Origin of the sequence: Bradyrhizobium sp. AZCC 1693 (assembly GCF_036924745.1) — a bacterium.
GTDB lineage: Bacteria > Pseudomonadota > Alphaproteobacteria > Rhizobiales > Xanthobacteraceae > Bradyrhizobium.
On sequence record NZ_JAZHSD010000001.1, the window covers coordinates 658,087 to 680,161 of the forward strand.

Consider the following 22,075-nt stretch of genomic DNA (forward strand, 5'->3'; position numbering starts at 1 on the left):
GTGAACTGGCTGTGGCAAATCTTTGATCCGGCGACGATCTCGGCGTTCTTCAGCCAGTTCCAGGCCGAGTTACAACAGCCGGCTTTCTGGGTCGCGCTCGGCAAGATCATGTGGATCAACATCCTGCTGTCAGGTGACAACGCGCTTGTCATCGCGATGGCATGCCGGGGGCTGCCGCCACGGCAGCGGTTCTGGGGCATGGTCCTTGGCGCCGGCGTCGCCGTTTTCCTGCGCATCATCTTCACCGGCATCGTCGTGACGTTGATGGCGCTGCCGTACCTCAAGCTGGTCGGCGGATTGGCGCTGCTCGTGATCGCGGCAAAGCTCCTGGTGCCTGAACATGAGGACGAGAGCGACACGGAGGCGGCTGCGCATCTATGGGCCGCCGTGCAGATCGTGGCGATCGCCGATATCGTCATGAGCCTCGATAACGTCATTGCGGTTGCCGCCGCCGCAAACGGCAGCATTCCGCTGCTCGTCCTCGGACTTGCCATCAGCGTTCCCCTGATCGTCGCTGGTGCGGCGCTTATCATGGCCTTGCTGACGCGCATTCCGGCGCTGGTGTGGGCCGGTGCGGGCCTGCTGGGTTGGATCGCCGGCGAGGTGATGGCGACGGACCCCGCGGTGCAGCCGGCCTTGCATGCCTTCTTCAACGGTCCGGTCGGTGTCGGCCTCGACGGACTGCTCAAATCGATCGGCTTGGCGCCGCAGTTTGCCGACGGCGGGCATGGTGGCGAGGCGATGCTTGGAATCATCGGCATCATCATTGTGCTCGTCGCAGGGGCGATCTGGCGAAAGCGCAAGCTGCAGGGCGCCGAGCATTCCGCCACGGCGTAGCGATTAAAACTCCCGGCCCGACGGAGGGTGGCTAACAGAAGCTCCGCATTTGCGGGGCGTCTGTAGTCAGAGGCCGATATGGTGAGCCGGCCTGCGGTCGTACGTCCCGCCGGCCTTGACTGTGGCGCTACTTGCGTTCGAAGCCCTCCGGTTCCATACAGCTTCACATGACCGAGCCGCTATTGGGGCGCAGCATCGATCGCCTCGAAGACGAGCGCTTCGTGCGGGGACGCGGGCGCTACATCGCCGATCTCGTGGCGCCAAACGCGCTTCATGGCGTCGTCGTTCGCTCGGCGCATGCGCATGCGCGCATCACAGCGATCGGCGTCGATGCGGCGCGCCAGATGCCCGGAGTTGCGGCCGTGCTCACCGGAGCCGAATTGGCCGCCGACAATATTGGCCCGCTGCCGTGCGCGGTGACCCATATCCCGATGACCACGCCGCTCGTGGTGCCGCCCTGTCACGCGCTGGCGCGCGAAATTGTTCGCTATGTCGGCGAGCCGGTCGCATTCGTGGTTGCGGAAAGCGCTGAGGCCGCGCGCGATGCCGCCGAGGCTGTCGTCGTCGACTATGCGCCGCTGCCGCCGGTGGTCTCGATCGCGGATGCCGTTCTGCCGGACGCGCCATCGATCTGGCCGGAGGCGCCGGGCAACGTCGCGTTCCAGTTCAACCGTGGCGAGATCGGCCCGGTGGAGGCGGCGATCCGTGACGCCGCCCACGTCGTGGAATGCGAGCTGGTCAACAACCGCGTCGTCGCAGCTCCACTGGAGACGCGCGGTGCGGTCGCGCAGTTCGATGCCGCGAGCGGCCGCCTGCACCTGATCGCCTCGGCCGCCGGTGCGCACGCGATCCGCGACCTGCTCGCCGACGGCGTCTTTCGCATCGGCCGGGAAAAACTTCGTGTCAGCATTCCCGACGTCGGCGGCGGCTTCGGAATGAAGAACGTGCTCTATCCGGAATGGGTGCTGGTGCTGTGGGCGGCGCGCCGGCTCGGCCGTCCGGTCACGTGGATCGGGGATCGCAGCGAGGATTTTGTCGGCTCCGCCCATGGCCGCGACAGCCTGGTCCGGGCCCGCCTGGCGCTCGACCGCGATGGCCGCTTCCTCGCGCTCGAGACAAGAGTTCTCGCCAATCTGGGCGCCTATGTCTCGACGGTGGCGCCGTCCGTGCCGACCAGGGCCATGGCGAGCGCAACGGGCGGCGTCTACGACATCCCGCTGATCGCCTTTCAGTCCAGCGGCGTGTTCACCAACACGACGCCGATCGACGCCTATCGCGGCGCCGGCAAACCCGAGGCGAACTATCTGATCGAGCGCTGCATCGACATCGCAGCCGACCAGCTCGGAATCGATGCGCTGAAGCTGCGGCGCAAGAACATCTTTCGCCGGTTTCCCCATGCAAGCGCGATGGGGCTTACGGTCGAGCAGGGCAGCTTTGCGCACGCGATCGATCAGGCGGTCAAGGCCGCGGAGGGGTTCAAGGCTCGCCAGAAAAGCTCACGCAAGCGGGGCAGGCTGCGTGGCCTGGGCTACGCCTGCTTTCTCGAAACATCGCGTGGCCAGCCCAATGAAGTGGCGGAAGTGCGCGTCGGTGACGACAGCCGGATCGATCTGAAGGTCGGCACGCATTCCAGCGGCCAGGGCCACGAGACCACGTTCGCCCAGATCGCGGCCGATACGTTTGGCCTGCCGCTCACGCGCTTCCGGTTTCGACAGGGCGATACCGATGATCTCGACTCCGGCGGCGGGCATGGCGGGGCGCGCTCGATGCATCAGGGCGGCACCGCATTGCTGATGGCGGCCGAAGGCGTGATCGAGAATGCGCGGCGGCTTGCCGCGCGCCTGCTGCAGGTGGAGGCGGTTCATTACGAAGCCGGCATGTTGCGCGTGGCTGCGACCGGACAGGAGATGACCCTCGAGGAGGTGGCGCGCGCCTCGTATCAGGCGCCCGGCGACGATGTCGCGCCCGGCCTCGCGCACAAGGCGACCCACCTCTGCGACCGCTACACCTTTCCCAACGGCTGCCATATTGCCGAAGTCGAGATCGATCCCGAGACCGGCGCGGTGAGGCTCGACCGCTATGTGATCTTCGACGACTACGGCCGCCTGCTCGACCCGCGCCTGACGCTGGGGCAGGTCCATGGCGGCGTCGTGCAGGGGATCGGGCAGGCGTTGTTCGAGCAGGCGCTGTTCGATGCGGACACCGGGCAGATCCTCTCGGGCTCGCTGATGGACTACGCGCTGCCGCGCGCGGATGATCTTCCCGTCTTCGAGGGCAGCCTGACGGGCGACTTTCCAAGCCGCGCCAACCGGCTCGGCGTTAAGGGAAGCGGTCAGGCCGGCGCTATCGCAGCACCTGCCACCCTCATGAACGCGGTGATGAACGCGCTCGCGCCGCTCGGCGTGCGGCATCTCGACATGCCCGCAACGCCCTCGCGCATCTGGCACGCGATCCAGGCGGCGGACACGCGATCGGGTGCGCGGGCCGACACGACGTCCGCCGATCAATAGTCCAACGACGGATACACAGCCAGCCGATGACGGTTGTTGCGGCGGCGCTCATGGCGTCGTGCGCGCCACAGCCGTATCCGGTCGCGACCCGTCGCCAATCCAATCGTCCGTCCTGATCCGCAAGGTGACGATCACCTGATTGCGAGCTCGATTGCTGCTGCTTGACATGCAGGTATTTACCTGCATATTATGTTCCCCGTAAGAGCGAGACCGATGCAGGCCGACAAGGTTTTCAAAGCGCTGGGCGACCCGACACGCAGAAAGCTGCTTGATCTTCTTTGTGAGAAGAACGGGCAGACGCTGGGCCAGCTTTGCGAAAACCTGGATATGGCCCGGCAATCGGCCACGCAGCACCTTGAAATCCTGGAGGCGGCCAATCTGGTCAGCACGGTCAAGCGTGGCCGGGAAAAGCTGCATTTCATCAACCCGGTGCCGCTTCACGAGGTCTACGAACGGTGGGTGCGGAAATTCGAACGGCAGCGGCTCAGCCTGCTGCACGATCTGAAGAAAGAGCTTGAAGGAGAATGACGATGACCAAAGAGACGACCAGCTTTGTCTACGTGACCTATATTCGCTCGACGCCGGACAAGGTGTTCGCGGCGATCACGAAACCGGAGATCGCAAGGCGTTACTGGGGCCACGAGAACGTCTCTGACTGGAATCCCGGATCGAAATGGGAGCACGTCCGCGCCAATGATGAGCGGACCGTCGAACTCGTCGGCAAGGTCGTCGAGGTCTCGCCGCCGACCCGTCTTGTCATCACCTGGGCGAATGCGTCGCAGGCCTCCGATCCTTCCGCCTACAGCCGGGTGACGTTCGAGATCGAGGAATACGAGGACATGGTCCGGCTGACCGTCACCCATGACGAACTCGCAGCCGGCAGCGGGATGGCGAACGGCATCAGGAAGGGTTGGCCAGTGGTCCTCGCCAGCCTGAAATCCTTGCTGGAAACCGGCCAGGGCCTCGACGTTTTCGCCAAGCCGAAATCGGCTTGATCGCCGTATCAATCAGGAGCGCGAATGACCATGACCAAGTCCTATACCGGCGGATGTGCGTGCGGCGCGATCCGTTATGAAACGGGCAGCAAGCCCATCGTCGAGAGCCACTGCCAATGCAGCGATTGCCAGAAGCGAAGCGGCACGGGGCATGGCTCCTATCTGGTCTTCTCCCGGCGAGCCGACGTGAGCATTACGGGTGAAGCGAAAGACTGGCGGGTAGCGGGCGACAGTGGGAACGAAAAGATCCACGCCTTCTGCCCGACCTGCGGAACGCCGGTCTATCTGACATTCGTCGCCATGCCGGAATTGATTGCGGTCCACGCGACCAGCCTTGACGACCCTGGCCAGTTCAATCCGCAAATGGTCACGTACGGCATCCGCGGCCATGCCTGGGATACCTTGGATTCCTCGCTGCAGAAATTCGAGCGAATGCCGCCTGGAAACTGAACGAAAAACTCGGATGACGACTTCGAGCCCAGGACGGACCTTAATCAGCCGGTCGGTTGCTTGCCGGTGTTAACCGCCAATTGAGCGTCGAAGGCACGCTTATAGGCGGCCCGCGCTTCGCCGCGGGCCACATAGGCGGAGAGGTTCGGATATTCGTCCAGCAAACCCGACGCTTTCAGCCTGAGCAGCACCGACACCATCATCAGGTCGCCCGCGCTGAACGCGCCATCGAGCCAGTCGGCATCGCCAAGGCGACGGGAAAGTTGACCCAGCCGGTCACGGATGCGATCCGCGACGAGTGGCATGCGCTCTGCGGTCCAGGGTTTGTCGCCCTCGACGAGCTTGGCGGTCACGAGTTCGAGGATCGGTGGCTCCACCGTGCTGAGCGCGGCGAACATCCATGTGATCGCGCGCGCCCGGGCATTGGCATCGGCCGGCAGCAGGCCCGCATGGCGCTGCGCGATGTGGAGCACGATCGCCCCCGTCTCGAACAAGCTGAGATCGCCTTCTTCGTAGGTCGGAATCTGCCCGAAAGGATGAAGCGCCAGATGTGCGGGTTCCTTCATCGCCCTGAACGAAACAAGACGAACCTCGTAAGGTTGGCCCACTTCCTCCAGCGCCCAGCGAACCCGCGTGTCACGCGCCAGTCCCTTGCCGCCATCGGGCGACCGTTCAAAGGCGGTAATCGTGATGGTCATCGTGAGACTCCTCCATGGCCAAAATCATCTGCTGCGCGGCCGGCAAGCTGTCAAGGCAAACTGACCGCTAGGTTGTGGCGCGCTTGTTCCGCCGGCCGTTTCCTTTCGCCGGCCATCGCCCTGCACTGACCGCCGAGCGGACCACCTCGATCATGGTCTTGCGCACTTCAAGGAACGCCTTGGTCTGCGGCCGGTCCGCGAGCGAAACCAGGGCGCAGGAGCGCGTCAGCGGCGGATCGATGATGCGGCGCGCGTGATATTTCTCCGCCGCCAGGTCGGAGAGGACGGTTGCGCGGGAGAGGATCGCGCATCCCAGTCCGGCCTCGAGCGCCATTCGCAGGGCCGACAGTGAATCGACTTCGAGCGTCTCGCTCGGCGTGATCTGGTTACGAAGAACCTGGGTCTGGATGATGGCGCGCGATGCCGGCATCGGCGTCAGTCCGACCACGCTTCGTTGCGGAATGGCGGAGAAGGCGATCGGAGCGGATGACCGGCCGATCAGGCTCGGATGGCCGACGAGGTAGAGGCCTTCGTCGTGCAGCAACGCGACGTCCAGGCGGGCATCCCTCGGTGGATTATAGGCGAGCGCGAGATCGACCGTGCCTGAGAAGACGCGCTCGACCAGCGCCGGCGACAGCGCCTCGACGACCGTCAGGTGCACGCCCGGCGAGTTCTTCCGCACCGCCTTCATGACATCGAGTGCGACCATCGAGAGCGCGGTATGGCTGAGGCCGATGCAAACCGGACCGGTCGCGGCCTCGTTATAGGTCCGTACATCCTCTTCCGCCTTGCCGAGCGCCGACAGCACGGCGCTGGCGTGCTCGTAGAGCCGCCGGCCGGCCGCGGTCAGCGCGATGCCGCGCGGCCTTCGTTCGAGCAGCTTGACGCCGAGATCGGTTTCGAGCGCGGCGACGTGGTGGCTCAGCGCCGACTGCGCGACGTTGAGCGTCTCCGCCGCCCGCGACAGCACGCCGGCGTCGGCGATGGCGATGAAATACCGGAGTTGCCGCAACCCGAGCGCCACCGAAATCGCCCCTCATATCTAATAATCAGAACAGAATGATCTTCATATTATATTTGTCAGATGTCTATGGGCGCGGCAAGCTGGGGCCACAACCAGCAAGGATAATCCGGAGGAACGCGGCGTGGACCTGCCTGATAGCGTCGTCATCAGCGAGGAGGGGCCCCGCGAAGGCTTTCAGATCGAGCCGGGCCCGATCGCGACCGCTGACAAGATCGCGCTGATCGACGCGCTCTCCGCCTGCGGGCTTCGCCGGATCCAGGTCGGCTCGTTCGTCAATCCGAAGCATGTTCCGGGCTGGGCGGACGCTGAAGCTGTGATCGAAGGGTTCACCGCCCGTGAAGGCGTCGAATACTCCGCGCTGTGGTTCAATGAAAGCGGATTGCACCGCGCGCTGTCGTTCAAGGGCAAGCTGACCCTTGCCGGCTTCATCTCGCTGAGCGCCTCCGAACCGTTCGCGATCAGGAACCTCAATCGCGATCGTGCCGGACAGATCGAGGCGATGCGCCAATATGTGCGCGTGCATCGCCAAGCCGGAGTGCCGATTGCCAAAATCATCGTCATGGCCGCCTTCGGCTGCAATTTTGCCGGAGATGTCTCGCCAGCCGAAGTTGTCGCGACGGTGGCGGACGCGCGCGCCATCGCGCGCGAGGCCGGCGTGGCGTTGCAGGACGTCACGCTCGCGGACTCAATGGGCTGGGCCACGCCGAGGCGCGTCGCGGATGCCGTCGGCGCCGTTCGGGATCGTTTTGACGATGTGCCGATCGCCCTTCATCTGCACGACACGCGCGGCCAGGGCATCGCCTGCGCCTATGAGGGCCTGCGGCTCGGGGTCACCGCGTTCGACGCGGCGGTGGCGGGCCTCGGCGGCTGCCCGTTCGCCGGCCAGCCGGGGGCGCCGGGCAACATCGCTACCGAAGAACTCGCGCTGCTCTGCGAGGAGATGGGTATCTCCACGGGCCTGAACATCGAGGCGCTGATCGAGGCTGGTCGGCTTGCCGAGCGGATCGTCGGACACCGGCTGCCGAGCGCCGCATTGCGATCGGGAACGCTCGCTGCATTCAGGAGACGGGCTGCATGACGATTTCCTCCAGGCCGCTCGCGGGGCTGAAGGTGCTTGATTTCGGTCACACCATCATGGGGCCGTGCGCCGGCGTCGTATTTGCCGATCTCGGCGCCGACGTGGTGAAGATCGAGCCGGTCGACGGCGATCCGACGCGGCGGCTGCCGGGCTTCGCCGCCGGATTCTTCGCCACCTACAACCGCAACAAGCGCTCGATCGCGATCGACCTGAAACGGCCCGAGGGACAGGCAATCGTGCATCGGCTGGTCAGGGATGCCGACGTCGTGCTGGAGAACTTTGGCCCGGGCACGATCGAACGGCTGAAGTGCAGTTGGGAGGAGCTGCGCCAGATCAACCCGCGCCTCGTCTACCTCTCGATGAAAGGGTTCCTGAAGGGACCGTACGAAAACCGCGGCGCGCTCGACGAGGTGGTGCAGATGCAGTCCGGGCTCGCCTATATGACCGGGCCGCCCGGCCGGCCGTTGCGCGCCGGAGCACCGGTCATCGATATCCTCGGCGGCGTGTTCGGCGTGGTGGCCGCGCTATCAGCACTTCGCGAGCGCGACGCCACCGGCATCGGACAGAAGGTTGCGAGTTCTCTTTTCGAAAGCGCGACGTTCATGCTCGGTGCGTTGGTCGTCGGCAGTGCCGTGACCGGCGGACCGATGCCGCCGATGCCGGCCCGCAAGAATGCCTGGGGCGTATATGACGTCTTCACCGCTTCCGACGGCGGCCAGGTCTTCATCGGCTGCACGTCGGATGGACACTGGCAACGTTTCTGCGAGACCTTCGGCTTCGACGACTGGCGCGACGATCCACGGCTTGCGGGGAATTCCAGGCGGTGCGAGGCGCGCGAGTGGATGCTGCCCGAGCTCGAGCGGCGGATCACGAAATTGCCGCTCGATGAAATCCTTCAAAAGTGCGAGGCGGCGCGGGTGGCCTATTCGCGCGTCGGCCGGCCCGATGAATTGTCTATCGATCCGCATCTGCTTGCCCATGGCGGGCTGCTCGCGACCGCCGTTTCCGGACTTGGCGGCGGACCGCTGGTCGGAATCCCCGCGCTTCCGGTGGAGTTCGGCGACGGGCGCGAACGCGCAGGCCTCGACCGCCAGCCGCCGAAGATCGGCGAGCACGCGCACGAGATTCTGAGCGCAGCCGGATACTCGGAGCAGGAAATCATCGAACTGCGCGCGGCGGGTGTTCTCGGCGCGGCTGCGAGCACGCCCGCATAGCGGCGAACAAGACGAAGCGAACAAGAGCGGTCCAACCGCCTCGCGCAACGCAACTGGGTCAGGGAGGAAGCGGAGCATGATTTCCGGCAAACTGGTTCGAGCGAAAGCTCGCATTCTCGGTGTGGCGACCGCGGCGCTTGCGTTGAGTGCGATCGCGTTGCCCGCCAAGGCTCAGCCTTATCCGTCGCGATCGATCACGATCCTCGTCGGCTATTCCGCGGGAGGGCAGGCCGACGCACTGGCCCGGATCATCGGCAAGCAGCTCGGCGAGAACCTCAAAGTATCCGTCGTCATCGAGAACAAGACGGGGGCCAACGGCATGATCGCAGCCCAGGCGGCCGCGCGCGCCGAGCCTGACGGACACACCATCCTCATGGTGACCGATGCGATGGTCACCATCGATCCGCACCTTGCTACCAGCAATCACTTCGACCTTTCGACGGCGATGGAGCCGGTAATCAGCATCTCGTGGTCGCCGCTGCTGCTGGCTGCGGCCAACAATGTGCCGGTGAATTCGGTCGCCGAGCTGGTCGCGCTGGGCAGGCAAAAGACGCAGAACCTTAGCTTTGGCAGCTCGGGCAGCTCCACGCCGCACCGCCTCGCTGGCGAGATGTTGCAGAAGTACGGCGGCTTCACGATGACCCACATTCCCTACAAGGGAACGGCGGCCTCGGTGAACGATCTGCTGGGCGGGCAGATCCCGCTGCTGTTCGGCGCGCCCACGGCAGTGGAACCTCTGGCGAGCGCGGGAAAGATCAAGCTGCTCGGCGTCACGTCAGAGAAGCGATTCCCGTTGCTTCCGAACGTGCCGGCAATCAGCGAGACGTTCCCGCAATTCAAGATCATCAGCTATATCGGGTTCATGCTCCCAAAGAATACGCCAAAGCCGGTGATCGCCAGCTTGAACAAGGAAGTGAACCAGGTCCTTGCAACCGACTCGATGAGGGCCTGGCTGGACAAGCAGGGCATGGTCGCCGTCGGCGGTACGCCTGACGATTTCAAACGCCAGATCGAGGTCGACTATCAGGCGCGCGGCGAGCTTGTCCGGGCTCTCGGCATTACCGGCGAGTGAGCGAGGAAGCATTATGGCAACGGTATCAAACGAACAGGTCCGGTTTGAGGGCCGTATCTTGTTCCTGTCTGAAGACGCGGACGTGGTGGAGAGCCAGTTGCTGGGGGCGGATGTCTCGCTGGCCGATGCGTTGCCGTTGCGCAGCGACGTGTCGACCGACGAGATCACTCCGGCCTGGATCTGCTACTATTACGACGAAAAGCTCGGGGAATATCCTTATCTCGGGCTGGAATGCGGTCAGCGAACGCCGGTGTCTGCCGGCAGCGTCAAGGCTGGCGGGTTCGGCGTGACGGTGGCGGGGCGGCGCTACGGCAAGGGCTCGTCACGCGAGGCCAGCCCCTTTGCCGAGTGGTGTGCCGGCATCAGGCTGGTGATTGCCGAAAGTTTTGAACGTATCTATCGGCAAAACTGCCGTAACCTCGGCATCTACACCTCGACCGATTTCGGGTTGATCGAACGCATCCGACGCGGCGAGAGCATTCCTATCAGCGAGTTCACGCAAGGAGAGGACGAACTCACGGCCGAGCTCATTCGCCGAGGAGGGTTGTTCAAGCTGGCGCGCGCGCGAAAGGACGGATGGTCGCCGACCACGCATGCCATCGCACCGCGGCCGATGACCTATGCCGAAAAGATCATAGCACGTGCTTCCGTCGGCCATTCCGGGGCGGTTCGTGCCGGGGACGCAATTTTCGCAAGGGCGGATTGGCGCTACGCCCATGAATATGTATCGCCGATGTGCATCAGCTTTCTCCAACGCGAGATGGGCGACCAGATCACACTGCATGATCGCGCGAGTATCGTCTGCTTTGGCGATCACTTGCCCTTCATCCACCGGAGCATATCACCGGAGCGCCGCGCGCGAGGGCTGCTCGAAGCGGCTCAGGCATTGGCCAAGGTTCAAAAGCAGTTCTGCGAGACGTACGGGCTGCGGTTGCACGGCTACCTAGCGGACCGTGACGGCTCGGAAGGCATCAGCCATTCGATCATGACCGAGCGTTACGTCCGGCCTGGTCAATTGGTCGTCGGCACCGACTCCCATACGCCCCACTGCGGCGCATTGGGGGCTTTGGCCTTTGGTATCGGTACGTCCGAGATGGCGAACGCATGGGTGACGGGAGAAGTGCGCGTTGAAGTCCCTCGGACATGCCGTGTGCGGCTCAATGGCCGGCTTCCGGCAGGCGTTGAGGCGAAGGATATCGTTCTGCATTTGTTGCGTTTGCCCTATGTGCGCGAGGGAAAGGCAATCGGTCAGGTGATCGAGTACTGCGGCGAAGCCTTGTCGGGCCTGTCCACTGACGAGCGCGCGACCCTGACCAACATGGTGGCTGAGATCGGCGGCTTCAGTGGAATTGTCGTGCCTGACGAAGAGACACGCCGCTTTGTGAGGGACCGCCGTGGCACCGACTTGCAACTGGAGCCCTGGATGTGCAGCGACGAGGGCGCCGAATTGGCACACATCATCGAAGTCGAGTGCGGCAGGCTCGAGCCGATGCTGGCGAGGCCTGGCGATCCCGGTCACGGCATTGCCATATCGGAATTGGCCGAGACGGTGGGGATCGATATCGCCTATGGTGGCTCATGTACGGGCGGCAAGCGTGAAGACCTGTTGCATTACCATGCCGTGCTGGAATGGGCGGCGCAACGGGGCATGCGAATAGCTCCCGGCACACGCTTCTTTCTCCAGTTCGGCAGCCAGGATGTCCGCGACTATTGCGTCGAGAGCGGAATGTTTGACGTGTTTGAACGCATGGGCGTCGAACTGATCGAGCCGGGATGTGGCGCGTGTGTGAACGCCGGTCCCGGCGTCTCCGAGCGAGCCGAACAGGTGACAGTGAGCGCGATCAACCGCAATTTTCCGGGGCGTTCCGGGCCAGGACAGGTCTGGCTGGCGAGCCCGTCCACAGTGGCGGCCAGTGCGATTGCGGGCCGCATTGTGAGCTTTGAGCAATTGCGGGCGAAGGCGCCGTAACTTTGTAACGCCGACGCGGCTGTAATTCCTGCTTCGTCGAGTTGCCGCCGTGTCTTCTCAAGCGCTCTTTGGTTTCTTCCGGGCAGCTCGCGCCGAAATGTTCAGCGCCGCGGCCTCGCGAATGAGCGCCTTCAACGCCTTTTCATCGATCTTGTCGCCCTTATGAAAATCGATGGCGCGCCTGGTGTTGCCTTCGAGGCTGGAGTTGAAGAGGTCTGTCGGGTCGTCCAGCGCGGCGCCCCTGGCGAAGGTCATCTTCACCACGGCCTTGTAGGTCTCGCCGGTGCAGATGATGCCGTCGTGCTCCCACACCGGAACGCCCCGCCACTTCCATTCCTCGACCACGTCGGGGACGGCCTGCTTGATGATGCTCCGGATACGCGCGAGCGTCTCGCCGCGCCAATCGCCCAGCTCCTTGATTCTCGCATCGATGTGCTGAGATGGAGAGGCTGCGCTTTTTGCTTCGCTTGCGCCGCTTTTCTTCATGCCTGTTGTCGCCTTCTTCATGGCTGTTGTCGCTCCGCTCACATTCGTTCGCCGGGCAATTGGCTGGCCTGCTTCACCCAGGCGGCGAGCTGAGCTTCGTCAAGCTGCTCGTCCTCGCGAATGTCGACATAGCGCACTTCCTTGTGCTTGGACTCGCCGGGTGGGAGAGGGCGCAGCGACGTGCCGCGGAAGAACGTCACTTTGACGTACTTCGTGAAGCAGTGAAAGCTGAGGAACCAGCCGCCCTGATCCTCGGCGCCATAAAAGGGCGAGTTCCATTTGACGGCCTTGCGTACGCCGGGGACGGTGCGCACGATGAGCGCATCGAGGTGGCGGCCGACGTCGCGTTTCCAGGCCGGCATAGCCGAGATGTAGGCCTGCACGGGAGCGTCGCCGTCTCCCTTCGCGATCTGCGGATTGCCGCCTGAGAGCAGGACAGGCTTTGCGGCGGCCTTATTTGCCACCTTCGCCGACTTCGCGGACGTCTTGCCGGCCATTGCGTCCCACCTATCCGCTGATACCTCGCGCGCTACGCCATTTGGCGGCATAGGGCAGCGCGAACATGTAGAGTCCAGTGAGCAGAAGCAAGATCAGCGGGAACAGCGCCAGAAGGCCTACCCAGATCGCTTGTTTCTCCTGCACCATGGCGACGACGTTGGCGATCACGGCCACCGTGAAGGCAATGGACAGCCAGCGGTGGATTTGCCGAATAGACATATTCCAGTTCAATGAGACCTCCCTTGATTTCAACGGCCGGAGCGCGACGCGGCGGATTTCAGTCCGCCCGCGCCAATACCTCCTCCAGCTTCGCGAAGAACTGCTGCCATCCGACCTTGGCGCCGCCAAAGGCCTGCTTCTGATCCGGCCGAAAGCCCGTCTGCTCCATGCGCAGCAGCGTCCCCGCGCGCGTTGCGGTAAGCGTAAACGTCACCACGCTCTGCAGATTGAAGGCCGCATCCTCGTGCTTGAAATTCCAGGTGTAGGACAGCTCTTTGTTCGGCTCGATGGCGAGCACCTCGCAGTCCAGCACGCCGCCCCAGTCGCCGCGAAGATTGAAACGGTGGCCCACGGCCGGCTTGAAGTCGTTCTTCATCAGCCATTCCTCGATCAAATGCGGCTGCGTGAGCGCGCGCCAGAGTTTTTCAGGCGGATGAGGCATCTCGCGTTCGACGACGACGGAGCGGGTTTCGGTTGCAGTATTGGTCATTGGTCCATCCGTTTGAGTAGATCTTCGAGATCGTCGAATTTCCGCTGCCAGAACCCCGCCATCTCGCTTGTCCAGTCGATCAGCGGGGCCAGGGCGCCGAGTTGCGCGCTATAGTGCGTCTGTCGGCCTTTGTGGCGGTCGCGCACCAGCCCGGCCTGCTTGAGAACGCCGAGATGTTTTGAGACCGCCGGTTGCGAGATCCCGGCCCGCGCCGTCAGGGCCCCCACCGTCTGCTCTCCCTCGCGGCACAGCCGCTCGAAGATCGCCCGGCGGGTGGGATCGGCGAGGGTTTTGAAAAGCACATCATGGGCGTTCGGCATCTGGGATCGATAACCCCTGGGTTATTGATTGATCCATAACCGATGAGATATGAATTAGTCAAGTGACAATGCAAGGAGGCATGAAGAGACGGCATGAAATCGCCCCAAGGCGGCCACGTCTTTAGAAAGTTACCATACCTCATTGGTTATGTATAAGCGCCGGACCGGCCGCGCCGTCCCCCGCGAGCGCGGGGCTTGCGGATGCGACCACCGATGGCCTGGTCGCTGGCGCGTTGTCGGGGATGGGCGGGATGGCCATATGCCGAACATCTCGACACGAGGGGAGGGTTTTATGGGAGATGGCAGCCGTCGGGCCCATTGGGAAAATGTCTACACCACGAAGGGCGAAAATGAGGTCAGCTGGTTTCAGCAGATTCCGGCGCCTTCGCTCGAATTGATCGTGCAGGCGGGGGCCACCAGCAAGTCAGCCATCATCGATATTGGCGGCGGCGCTTCGCGGCTGGTCGACCATCTCGTCGAGCAGGGGTTTGAGGATATTACCGTGCTCGATATATCAGGCGCGGCGCTGAAGGTTGCCAAAAGCCGCCTTGAGAGCCGCGTTGGCGCCAGCGCCGGACGGGTTAGCTGGATCGTTGCGGACGCGACAACCTGGGAGCCGGCCAAGCCCTGCGACATCTGGCACGACCGGGCGGCGTTCCACTTTCTCACCGAGGCGAGCGATCGCGCCGCCTACGTCGCGTGCCTTGGGCGCGGCCTGAAAATCGGCGGGCACGCCATCATCGCCACCTTCGCGCTCGACGGCCCTGAAAAGTGCAGCGGCCTGCCGGTCGTCCGCTATGACAGCGCGAGCCTGGGGCGGACGCTCGGCACTGCGTTCAAGCTGGTGCACACGCAACGGCACGAGCACGCGACCCCGTGGGACTCCCGGCAGATCTTCCAGTTCAGCGTATTCAGGCGCGAGGGCTGATCCGGATCCAAGCGCGTTAGTGCGCCATGCCGCGTGCCACTTCCTGGCAGGCCTCCATGCAGCGGCGGCAGCTTTCCGCACAGATGCGGCAATGTTCATGCATGGCGGCGTGCGTCTGGCACTCGTCGGCGCAGAGCCGGCAGGCGGCGGCGCAGACGCTGAGCATGCGGCGCATCACTTCGTCATCGGAACCTGTCCTGCGGGTCAAGATGCGGCCGGTGATGTTGCAGATGTCGGCGCAATCCAGGTCCAGGCGAATGCACTGGGTCAACTCCTGCACCATGCGCTCCGACAGGCAGGCGTCGGCACAGGAGGTGCAGGTCTGGGCGCAGGAATAACATTCCTCGATGCAGCGGATCAGGGCGTCGTTGATCTGGCCTTGGACGGCGGGGTGGGTGCCAATCATTTCGCGGGCGTGCATGGTGGTGCTCCTCGCTGGCGGGCGGACCGCCACCTGGGCGGTCGTTATTTCAAGTCGCGGCGCTCCGGAAGGTTCGACCCGGTAACCGTGAAATCGAGCACCCCAATTCGATCCATCGCAAGGGCGGAATGTTAAGGAAGCTGGCGGATTCGTGATGGAACTTTGCTTTCCATCCAGGCAAGGCTGTGCGAAGTTGCCCTCGTGAAACGTTCGATCCATCTTTGCTGGCTGCTGGCGGTCCTCGTGATCGTCGGCCTCGTCATCGCCCCGCTCACGGCGCGGGCGAATGCGGGCGCGACGGCATCGATGGCGATGACGTCGATGTCCGGCGACGAGGCTGATATGTCCGAGGACATGCCGTGCTGCCCGGACAAGTCGGCGCCCGTCGATTGCGACCAGTGCCCGTTGATGGCGCTCTGCGTGTCGACGACGTTGCAGGCGCCGCTGCCGGCCGGCGTTGCCGAAATCCAGCCGGTCACGCTTCGGATGCTGCTTCCCGGCAGCGATCCTGAAGTGGAAAGCGTTGGATACTCACCCCCTCCAAAACCTCCCCGGTCCCTGGTCCGTTCGGCGTAACGCCGGAGTCCCGCGGCGCTTTATGGCGTCCGCGCCCATGCCGCATCTGCGGTTGACCACAAGATCGAGGATATCACTATGAAGGCCAATCAGTTTTCGCGCACCCTTTGGGTTGCGCTGACCGGCGCTGCCATGACCTGCGCCGCCACCGTCGCGCTTGCCGACATCAAGAATTACGAATTCAAACTGGTCGAACCGACCATCAAGGCCGGTCCCGACAAAACCATCACCGTGAAACTCGTCGACAAGGCGACGGGCAAGCCTGTTGCGGATGCGGTCATCTTCGCCACGCGCCTCGACATGGCTCCGGATGGAATGCAGGAGATGGCCACCAAGGTCACCCCGATGCCGGGAACGGAGCCGGGCACCTACCGGTTCAAGGCCACGTTTGGCATGGCCGGCCGGTGGCAATTGTCGCTCGGTGCGAAGGTGCAGGGCGAAACCGGCACGGTCGAAAACAAACTCGTCATCCAGGCCGACCAATGAAACGGTTAGTTCTGGTTGCGATCGTTGCCGCCGTCACGGCTGCGGCGATCGCCGGCGTCCTCTCGCGTCCATATCTCTGGCCGAGCGGAGAGACAAAGCACGCACACGTCATGGAGCAGGCGCGCGCCGAACCGGCTGCTGCTGGGATCTACTATCAGGATCCGGACGGCAAGCCTTTGTATTCGCTGACGCCGAAGAAGACGCCTGATGGCCGCGACTACCGCGCCGTCCCTGCGGGCGCCGACGTCAGTTTTAACGATCCGGCGGAAGTGGCGGCTGCACCGCCTGCCGATCGCAAGATCAAATATTACCGCAACCCGATGGGCCTGCCGGATGTTTCGCCGACGCCCAAGAAGGACTCGATGGGGATGGATTACATCCCCGTCTATGAAGGCGAGGACAGCGACGACGGATCGGTCAAGGTCTCGCCCGGAAAGATTCAACGAACCGGCGTAAGATCGGAGGCCGCGGCCCTCCGTCCGATCCGGACGGCCGTGCGCGCGCCAGGCACGATCCAGCTCGACGAGCGCCGCGTCTCGGTCATAGCGATGCGCGCGGAAACCTACCTGCAATCGGTCGCCGACATTACGACTGGCACCTTCGTCAGGAAGGGACAGCCTTTGATGCAGGTCTACAGTCCTGCCGTTTCCAGTGCGGCCGCCGAGTATGTGACGACAATTACGTCCAGGACCACGGCGGGCGAGCCGTCCTACGGACGCGGCTCGCGGCAGCGGTTGATGAACCTCGACGTGCCCGACGCGGTGATCACCGCGATCGAACGGACGCGGATCGTTCCCGTGACCATCGAGTGGTCTGCCCCGCGCGACGGCATCGTTCTGGAGCGCAACGCGGTCCAGGGAATGCGAGCTCAACCAGGCGACGTGCTCTTCCGCGTCGCTGACACGTCCCTGGTCTGGGCGATAATCGACGTGGCCGAGCGCGACCTCGGCTCGCTTGCGGTCGGACAGCCCGTAACTGTTCGGGCGCGCAGCTTCGCCGCGCGGGACTTCTCCGGAAAAATCGCGGTCGTCTATCCCCAAGTCAACCGCGAGACACGGACAGCCCGCGTTCGGGTCGAACTCGACAATGCAGACCTCGCGTTGCTGCCGGAGATGTACGTAGATGCCGACATCGAGATCGGCGGCTCGGAGCCCGTTTTGTCGGTTCCCGACAGCTCGGTGCTCGATACCGGCTCTCGGCAGGTCGTTCTGGTCGACAAGGGCGAGGGCCGGTTCGAACCTCGCGACGTCAAGATCGGCCGCCGGGGCGGCGGCCTGATCGAAATCCGCAGCGGGGTGAAGGACGGAGAGCCCGTCGTTGTTGCCGCCAATTTTCTGATTGATGCGGAGAGCAACCTGAAGGCCGCTCTCAAGGGCTTTGCCGAGGGAGCTCAGCAATGATTGCCCGCTTGATCGCTTGGTCGGCCCGTAACCTGCTGCTGGTGCTGTTCGGCACCGGTTTCGCCACTGCGGCCGGCCTCTATGCACTTATCCATCTGCCGTTGGACGCCATACCCGACCTCTCTGACACGCAGGTCATCGTTTACACGGAGTACCCCGGTCAGGCGCCGCAGGTCATCGAGGACCAGGTCACCTATCCCCTGACGACGGCGATGCTGACGGTACCGAAGTCGAAAGTCGTTCGCGGTTTCTCGTTCTTCGGCGTCTCGTTCGTCTACGTCATTTTCGAGGACGGTACCGACATTTATTGGGCGCGCTCGCGGGTGCTCGAATTCCTGAACGCCGCGACCGCGCGCATTCCCGCCGGCGTGACGCCGACCATTGGCCCGGATGCGACCGGCGTCGGGTGGGTTTACCAATATGCTGTCGTCTCGAAGGAGCTGAACCTTTCCGATACGCGCACGATTCAGGACTGGAATCTGAAGTTCGCGCTCGCCAAGGCCGAAGGTGTCGCGGAAGTGGCAAGCGTCGGCGGCTTCGTCAAACAATACAACGTGATCCTCGATCCGCAGCGCATGCGCGACCGCGGCATCACCATGCAGAAGATGCGCGAGGCGATTCGCGCCAGCAACGCCGACGTCGGCGGCCGCACCGTCGAGCTCTCCGAATTCGAATACGTGATCCGCGGCAAGGGCTACCTGAAGAGCATCAATGACCTTGGTAACGTCGTTCTGAAGGTGAACAATGGCACGCCGGTGCTGCTGCGCGACGTCGCGCGGGTCGAACTCGGACCCGACGAGCGGCGCGGCATCACCGAACTGAATGGGGAGGGCGAGGTCGCCAGCGGCATCGTGCTGCAGCGCTTCGGCGTCAACGCGCTCGACGTCATCGAGAACGTGAAGAAGCGTTTCAAGGAGATCGCCAGCAGCCTGCCGAAATCGGTCGAGATCGTGCCGGTTTACGACCGCTCGAACCTTATATACGCGGCCATCGACACGCTCAAGCACACGCTGTTCGAGGAGAGTGTCGTCGTTGCGGTGGTCTGTATCGTGTTCCTGCTGCACGTCCGTAGCGCGCTGGTCGCCATCCTGATGCTGCCCGTCGGCGTGCTGATGGCATTCGGGGCAATGAAGCTGCTGGGGCTCGGCTCCAACATCATGAGCCTCGGCGGCATCGCGATTGCGATCGGCGCCATGGTGGATGCAGCGATCGTCATGATCGAGAATGCGCACAAGCACCTCGAACGAGCGGAGCCCGGAAAGTCCCGGGTGGCCATCCTGATCGAGGCGGCCGCGCAGGTCGGCCCGGCGTTGTTCTTCAGCCTGCTGATTATCACCGTATCGTTCATGCCGATCTTCACGCTGGAGCAGCAGGAAGGACGGCTATTCAGTCCACTGGCCTTCACCAAGACCTTCGCCATGGCCGCCGCCGCGCTGCTCTCGGTGACGCTGGTGCCGGCGCTGATGGTGATCTTCGTCCGCGGCAGGATTGTTCCCGAGCACAAGAACCCGATCAACCGATTCCTGATCTGGATTTACCGGCCCGTCATCAAGGGCGTCATGCGAGCCAAGACGCTGATCGTGGTCCTCGCTCTCGCCATCCTGGCCGTGAGCGTCTGGCCCGCCCGCCAGCTCGGCACCGAGTTCATGCCGAATCTGAACGAGGGCACGCTGCTCTACATGCCGACGACGTTGCCGGGCATCTCTGTCACCAAATCCGCTGAACTGATGCAGACCCAGGATCGGATCATCCGGTCTTTTCCGGAAGTCGAATCCGTCTATGGCAAGGCAGGCCGTGCCGCGACCGCAACCGATCCGGCGCCATCGGAAATGTACGAGACCGTAGTCAATCTCAAACCGAAGCAGCAGTGGCGGGCCGGCGTGACGATCGACAGCCTGATCGCGGAGATGGACAAGGCATTGCAGTTTCCGGGCGTCTCCAACGCCTGGACCATGCCGATCAAGGCCCGCATCGACATGCTGTCGACCGGCATCCGCACCCCGATCGGGGTCAAGGTGATCGGTACCGATCTGGTCGAGATCGACAAGCTCGCGAAGCAGATCGAGCAGGTCCTGAAGGCGGTCCCTGGCACCTCTTCCGCCTACGCAGAGCGCGGCATCGGCGGTTATTATCTGGAGATCACGCCGGACCGCGAAGCGATGGCGCGCTACGGCATCATGGTTCAGGACGTCCAGGACACCATTGCAACGTCGCTTGGCGGGCAGACGGTCACGACGACAATTGAGGGTCGCCAGCGCTTCTCCGTCAACATGCGCTACCCCCGGGATTTGCGCGACAATCCGAAGGCGATTGCAAGCGACGTGCTGGTGCCGATGCCGGCCGGCGGCGCGGTCCCGCTCGGCGAAGTCGCAAAGGTCGCGCCGGCGCGCGGGCCGTCCTCGATCCGCACCGAGAACGGCCAATTGGCGACCTACATCTATGTCGACATCCGCGAACGCGACCTCGGCGGCTATGTTGCCGACGCCCAGCGCGCAGTGCAGGCCAGCATCCAGTTTCCGCCTGGATATTACGTGATGTGGAGCGGCCAGTACGAATACCTCGAGCGTGCGACGGCCCGGCTCAAGATCGTCGTTCCCGCGACGCTGCTCATTATCTTCCTGCTCCTGTACCTCAACTTCCGCTCCGTCACCGAAACCATGATCGTGATGCTGTCGCTGCCGTTCGCACTGGTCGGCGGGCTCTGGCTGATGTGGTGGCTCGGCTTCAATCTTTCGGTTGCGGTCGCGGTCGGCTTCATCGCGCTCGCGGGCGTTGCTGCCGAGACCGGCGTGGTAATGCTGATCTACCTGAACCAGGCATTGGCCGAGATCAAGGGCAAGCGCGAAGCCGAGGGCCGCGCCCTGACGCGCAGCGACCTCTATGATGCCATCATGGAGGGCGCGGTGGAGCGCGTGCGGCCGAAGATGATGACGGTGGTGGCCATCATGGCCGGGCTGCTCCCGATCATGTGGAGCGGCGGCACCGGCTCGGAGATCATGCAGCGCATCGCCGTGCCGATGATCGGCGGCATGATTTCCTCGACCTTGCTGACGCTGATCGTGATCCCGGCGATCTTCGGATTGGTGAAGGGATTTGGGCTGAAAGCCGACGACGCTTCTGCTGCAGGGCCTCCGCGTTCGACGGCGCCGTCCAGCCGGCGGAAGAAAGGCGTTCTGGAGCCGGTCCAATGAGGAGCACGGGAATTTTTCGGAGCAGATGGAAGCGAGGAGGTTGGCAATGAACAGACTCTTTGTGATCGCGCTTTCGATGGTCGCATGGTTGTCTTCTGCTGTTGCCGAGCCGGGCGACGCCGCGCGGGGCCTGCGGGGTTTCCGCATTTGCGCGCCATGCCATTCGCTTGAGGCGGACCGAAGCATGACAGGGCCGAGCCTTGCCGGTCTGTGGGAACGGCGGGCCGGATCGTTACAGAGCTTCGAACGCTACTCCGATGCTCTCAAATCGTCCGGCATCATCTGGGACGACCGTTCGCTGGACGCCTGGTTGACCGATCCCGATCGCATGGTGCCGAACAATGACATGCCGTTTAACGGCATCAAGGACCCGCAGCACCGCGCAGACCTGCTGGCCTTTCTGAAGGAAGCAACCAAGCCTGGAGCCGCGCCGCAAATGAGCGCTCAAGGGCCGATGGGAGGCATGGGCGGGATGATGGGCGGCGGCCGCGTTCCCAACCTGAAAAGTCTGGAATCGAACATGCAGGTGAAGACGATCACCTACTGTCACGACACCTATCGGGTGACCACGACTGATGGCAAGACGCGCGCCTTTTGGGAGCGCAATCTGCGCCTGAAGACCGATTCCGGAAAGGATGGTCCGCAAAGCGGCGCACCAGCCCTCGTGCCCGCGGGAATGATGGGTGACCGGGCAGACGTGATTTTTGCCGCGCCGGAAGAAATCAGCAAGGCGATCGAGGCGCGATGCTGAGAGACCCAGGCATTGGCGGTGAGCGGCTTCTACATGTCGTGGCCTGGGCAATCGCGCCGAGACCGGCGTGCTGACGCGGGCCGATCTCTACGACGCCATCATGGAAGGTGCCGTGGAACGTGTGCGTCCGAAGATGATGACGGTGGTCGCCATCATGGCCGGTCTGCTGCCGATCATGTGGAGCACCGGGTCGGAGATCATGCAGCGCATCGCGGTACCGATGATCGGCGGCATGATTTCCTCGACGCTGCTGACGCTGATCGAGATTCCGGCTGTGTTCGGCTTGGTGAAGGGCTTTCGGCTGGGAAGCGCGGACGATGCAGGTAGCCGATCGCCGCCGCCGGCAACTGAGCCCGTTGAACGTAAGCGACCAGAGGCCATCGCATAAGGGAGCGGCACCATGGCAGTTCGCGCAGACGTGGGTCGGGTCCGGATACTCGCCATGCCATCCTCGATTTTTTT

At 63.6% G+C, this 22,075-nt stretch carries 23 protein-coding genes and 1 pseudogene; 16 read left to right on the forward strand and 8 right to left on the reverse strand.

The features are described 5' to 3' along the window. From V1293_RS03210 to V1293_RS03230, 5 genes are all read left to right on the forward strand, one after another. A complete protein-coding gene (locus tag V1293_RS03210; protein ID WP_334506636.1) occupies window positions 1-837 on the forward strand; it encodes a TerC family protein in 837 nt (278 codons plus the stop codon). 167 nt (window positions 838-1,004) lie between these two features. Beyond that, complete coding sequence (locus tag V1293_RS03215) at window positions 1,005-3,347, forward strand: xanthine dehydrogenase family protein molybdopterin-binding subunit (protein WP_334506637.1); 2,343 nt, start codon at window positions 1,005-1,007, stop codon at window positions 3,345-3,347. 213 nt (window positions 3,348-3,560) lie between these two features. Beyond that, on the forward strand, window positions 3,561-3,875 hold the full coding sequence (locus tag V1293_RS03220) for an ArsR/SmtB family transcription factor (RefSeq protein ID WP_065745037.1): 315 nt from the start codon (window positions 3,561-3,563) through the stop codon (window positions 3,873-3,875). 2 nt (window positions 3,876-3,877) lie between these two features. Continuing rightward, a complete protein-coding gene (locus V1293_RS03225) occupies window positions 3,878-4,342 on the forward strand; it encodes an SRPBCC family protein (protein ID WP_334506638.1) in 465 nt (154 codons plus the stop codon). Window positions 4,343-4,372: 30 nt separating this feature from the next. Next, window positions 4,373-4,792: a GFA family protein gene (locus tag V1293_RS03230; RefSeq protein WP_334516606.1), complete on the forward strand. Its 420-nt coding sequence runs from the start codon at window positions 4,373-4,375 to the stop codon at window positions 4,790-4,792. Window positions 4,793-4,836: 44 nt separating this feature from the next. Here V1293_RS03230 and V1293_RS03235 read toward each other — a convergent pair whose 3' ends face one another. Continuing rightward, complete coding sequence (locus V1293_RS03235; RefSeq protein WP_334506639.1) at window positions 4,837-5,490, reverse strand: glutathione S-transferase family protein; 654 nt, start codon at window positions 5,488-5,490, stop codon at window positions 4,837-4,839. Window positions 5,491-5,557: 67 nt separating this feature from the next. Further along, complete coding sequence (locus tag V1293_RS03240) at window positions 5,558-6,514, reverse strand: LysR family transcriptional regulator (RefSeq protein ID WP_334506642.1); 957 nt, start codon at window positions 6,512-6,514, stop codon at window positions 5,558-5,560. Between the two features lie 121 nt (window positions 6,515-6,635). Here V1293_RS03240 and V1293_RS03245 point away from each other — a divergent pair, with 121 nt between their 5' ends. The 4 genes from V1293_RS03245 (at window position 6,636) to V1293_RS03260 (ending at window position 11,847) form a co-directional block, all read left to right on the forward strand. Next, the gene (locus tag V1293_RS03245) at window positions 6,636-7,592 is read left to right on the forward strand and encodes a hydroxymethylglutaryl-CoA lyase (RefSeq protein WP_334506644.1); all 957 of its coding nucleotides are present in this window, start codon (window positions 6,636-6,638) and stop codon (window positions 7,590-7,592) included. Further along, window positions 7,589-8,806 carry a CaiB/BaiF CoA transferase family protein gene (locus tag V1293_RS03250; protein ID WP_334506646.1) on the forward strand — a complete coding sequence of 406 codons (1,218 nt, stop codon included), beginning with the start codon at window positions 7,589-7,591 and terminating at the stop codon, window positions 8,804-8,806. Before V1293_RS03245 ends, V1293_RS03250 begins: the two co-directional genes overlap by 4 nt. 76 nt (window positions 8,807-8,882) lie before the next feature. After that, window positions 8,883-9,878, forward strand: a complete 996-nt coding sequence (locus tag V1293_RS03255; RefSeq protein WP_334506648.1) for a Bug family tripartite tricarboxylate transporter substrate binding protein — start codon at window positions 8,883-8,885, stop codon at window positions 9,876-9,878. Window positions 9,879-9,891: 13 nt separating this feature from the next. Continuing rightward, a complete protein-coding gene (locus tag V1293_RS03260) occupies window positions 9,892-11,847 on the forward strand; it encodes an aconitase family protein (RefSeq protein WP_334506650.1) in 1,956 nt (651 codons plus the stop codon). A 57-nt stretch (window positions 11,848-11,904) separates the two neighbouring features. Here V1293_RS03260 and V1293_RS03265 read toward each other — a convergent pair whose 3' ends face one another. The 5 genes from V1293_RS03265 to V1293_RS03285 are packed head-to-tail and all read right to left on the reverse strand — an operon-like array spanning window position 11,905 to window position 13,860. Continuing rightward, entirely contained in the window at window positions 11,905-12,354 is a 450-nt protein-coding gene (locus V1293_RS03265; RefSeq protein WP_334506652.1) for a DUF1801 domain-containing protein, read from the reverse strand. Window positions 12,355-12,371: 17 nt separating this feature from the next. Beyond that, window positions 12,372-12,830, reverse strand: a complete 459-nt coding sequence (locus tag V1293_RS03270) for a DUF1801 domain-containing protein (protein WP_334506654.1) — start codon at window positions 12,828-12,830, stop codon at window positions 12,372-12,374. Between the two features lie 10 nt (window positions 12,831-12,840). Next, window positions 12,841-13,062 (reverse strand): hypothetical protein, encoded by a 222-nt coding sequence (locus V1293_RS03275; RefSeq protein WP_334506656.1) that lies wholly within the window; start codon window positions 13,060-13,062, stop codon window positions 12,841-12,843. 46 nt (window positions 13,063-13,108) lie between these two features. Beyond that, complete coding sequence (locus tag V1293_RS03280) at window positions 13,109-13,540, reverse strand: SRPBCC family protein (protein ID WP_334506659.1); 432 nt, start codon at window positions 13,538-13,540, stop codon at window positions 13,109-13,111. Continuing rightward, window positions 13,537-13,860 carry an ArsR/SmtB family transcription factor gene (locus V1293_RS03285; protein WP_334506661.1) on the reverse strand — a complete coding sequence of 108 codons (324 nt, stop codon included), beginning with the start codon at window positions 13,858-13,860 and terminating at the stop codon, window positions 13,537-13,539. The genes V1293_RS03280 and V1293_RS03285 overlap by 4 nt, the downstream gene beginning before the upstream one ends. Before the next feature lie 292 nt (window positions 13,861-14,152). Between V1293_RS03285 and V1293_RS03290 the strand changes: the two genes are divergently transcribed. Then, window positions 14,153-14,788 carry a class I SAM-dependent methyltransferase gene (locus tag V1293_RS03290; RefSeq protein ID WP_334506663.1) on the forward strand — a complete coding sequence of 212 codons (636 nt, stop codon included), beginning with the start codon at window positions 14,153-14,155 and terminating at the stop codon, window positions 14,786-14,788. Window positions 14,789-14,804: 16 nt separating this feature from the next. Here V1293_RS03290 and V1293_RS03295 read toward each other — a convergent pair whose 3' ends face one another. Next, window positions 14,805-15,209: a four-helix bundle copper-binding protein gene (locus V1293_RS03295; RefSeq protein ID WP_334506665.1), complete on the reverse strand. Its 405-nt coding sequence runs from the start codon at window positions 15,207-15,209 to the stop codon at window positions 14,805-14,807. Between the two features lie 201 nt (window positions 15,210-15,410). On the opposite strand from V1293_RS03295, the gene V1293_RS03300 reads away from it, so the two are divergent. The 6 genes and pseudogenes from V1293_RS03300 to V1293_RS03325 all read left to right on the forward strand — a co-directional run. After that, the gene (locus tag V1293_RS03300) at window positions 15,411-15,785 is read left to right on the forward strand and encodes a hypothetical protein (protein ID WP_334506667.1); all 375 of its coding nucleotides are present in this window, start codon (window positions 15,411-15,413) and stop codon (window positions 15,783-15,785) included. Between the two features lie 78 nt (window positions 15,786-15,863). Then, entirely contained in the window at window positions 15,864-16,271 is a 408-nt protein-coding gene (locus V1293_RS03305; protein ID WP_334506669.1) for a FixH family protein, read from the forward strand. Next, on the forward strand, window positions 16,268-17,671 hold the full coding sequence (locus V1293_RS03310) for an efflux RND transporter periplasmic adaptor subunit (protein ID WP_334506670.1): 1,404 nt from the start codon (window positions 16,268-16,270) through the stop codon (window positions 17,669-17,671). Before V1293_RS03305 ends, V1293_RS03310 begins: the two co-directional genes overlap by 4 nt. Continuing rightward, window positions 17,668-20,862: an efflux RND transporter permease subunit gene (locus V1293_RS03315; RefSeq protein WP_334506672.1), complete on the forward strand. Its 3,195-nt coding sequence runs from the start codon at window positions 17,668-17,670 to the stop codon at window positions 20,860-20,862. The genes V1293_RS03310 and V1293_RS03315 overlap by 4 nt, the downstream gene beginning before the upstream one ends. A 61-nt stretch (window positions 20,863-20,923) precedes the next feature. Beyond that, window positions 20,924-21,613 (forward strand): c-type cytochrome, encoded by a 690-nt coding sequence (locus V1293_RS03320; protein ID WP_334506674.1) that lies wholly within the window; start codon window positions 20,924-20,926, stop codon window positions 21,611-21,613. Between the two features lie 58 nt (window positions 21,614-21,671). Then, a pseudogene (locus V1293_RS03325) lies at window positions 21,672-22,001 on the forward strand (efflux RND transporter permease subunit); the annotation flags it as partial. Window positions 22,002-22,075 lie beyond the last annotated feature (74 nt).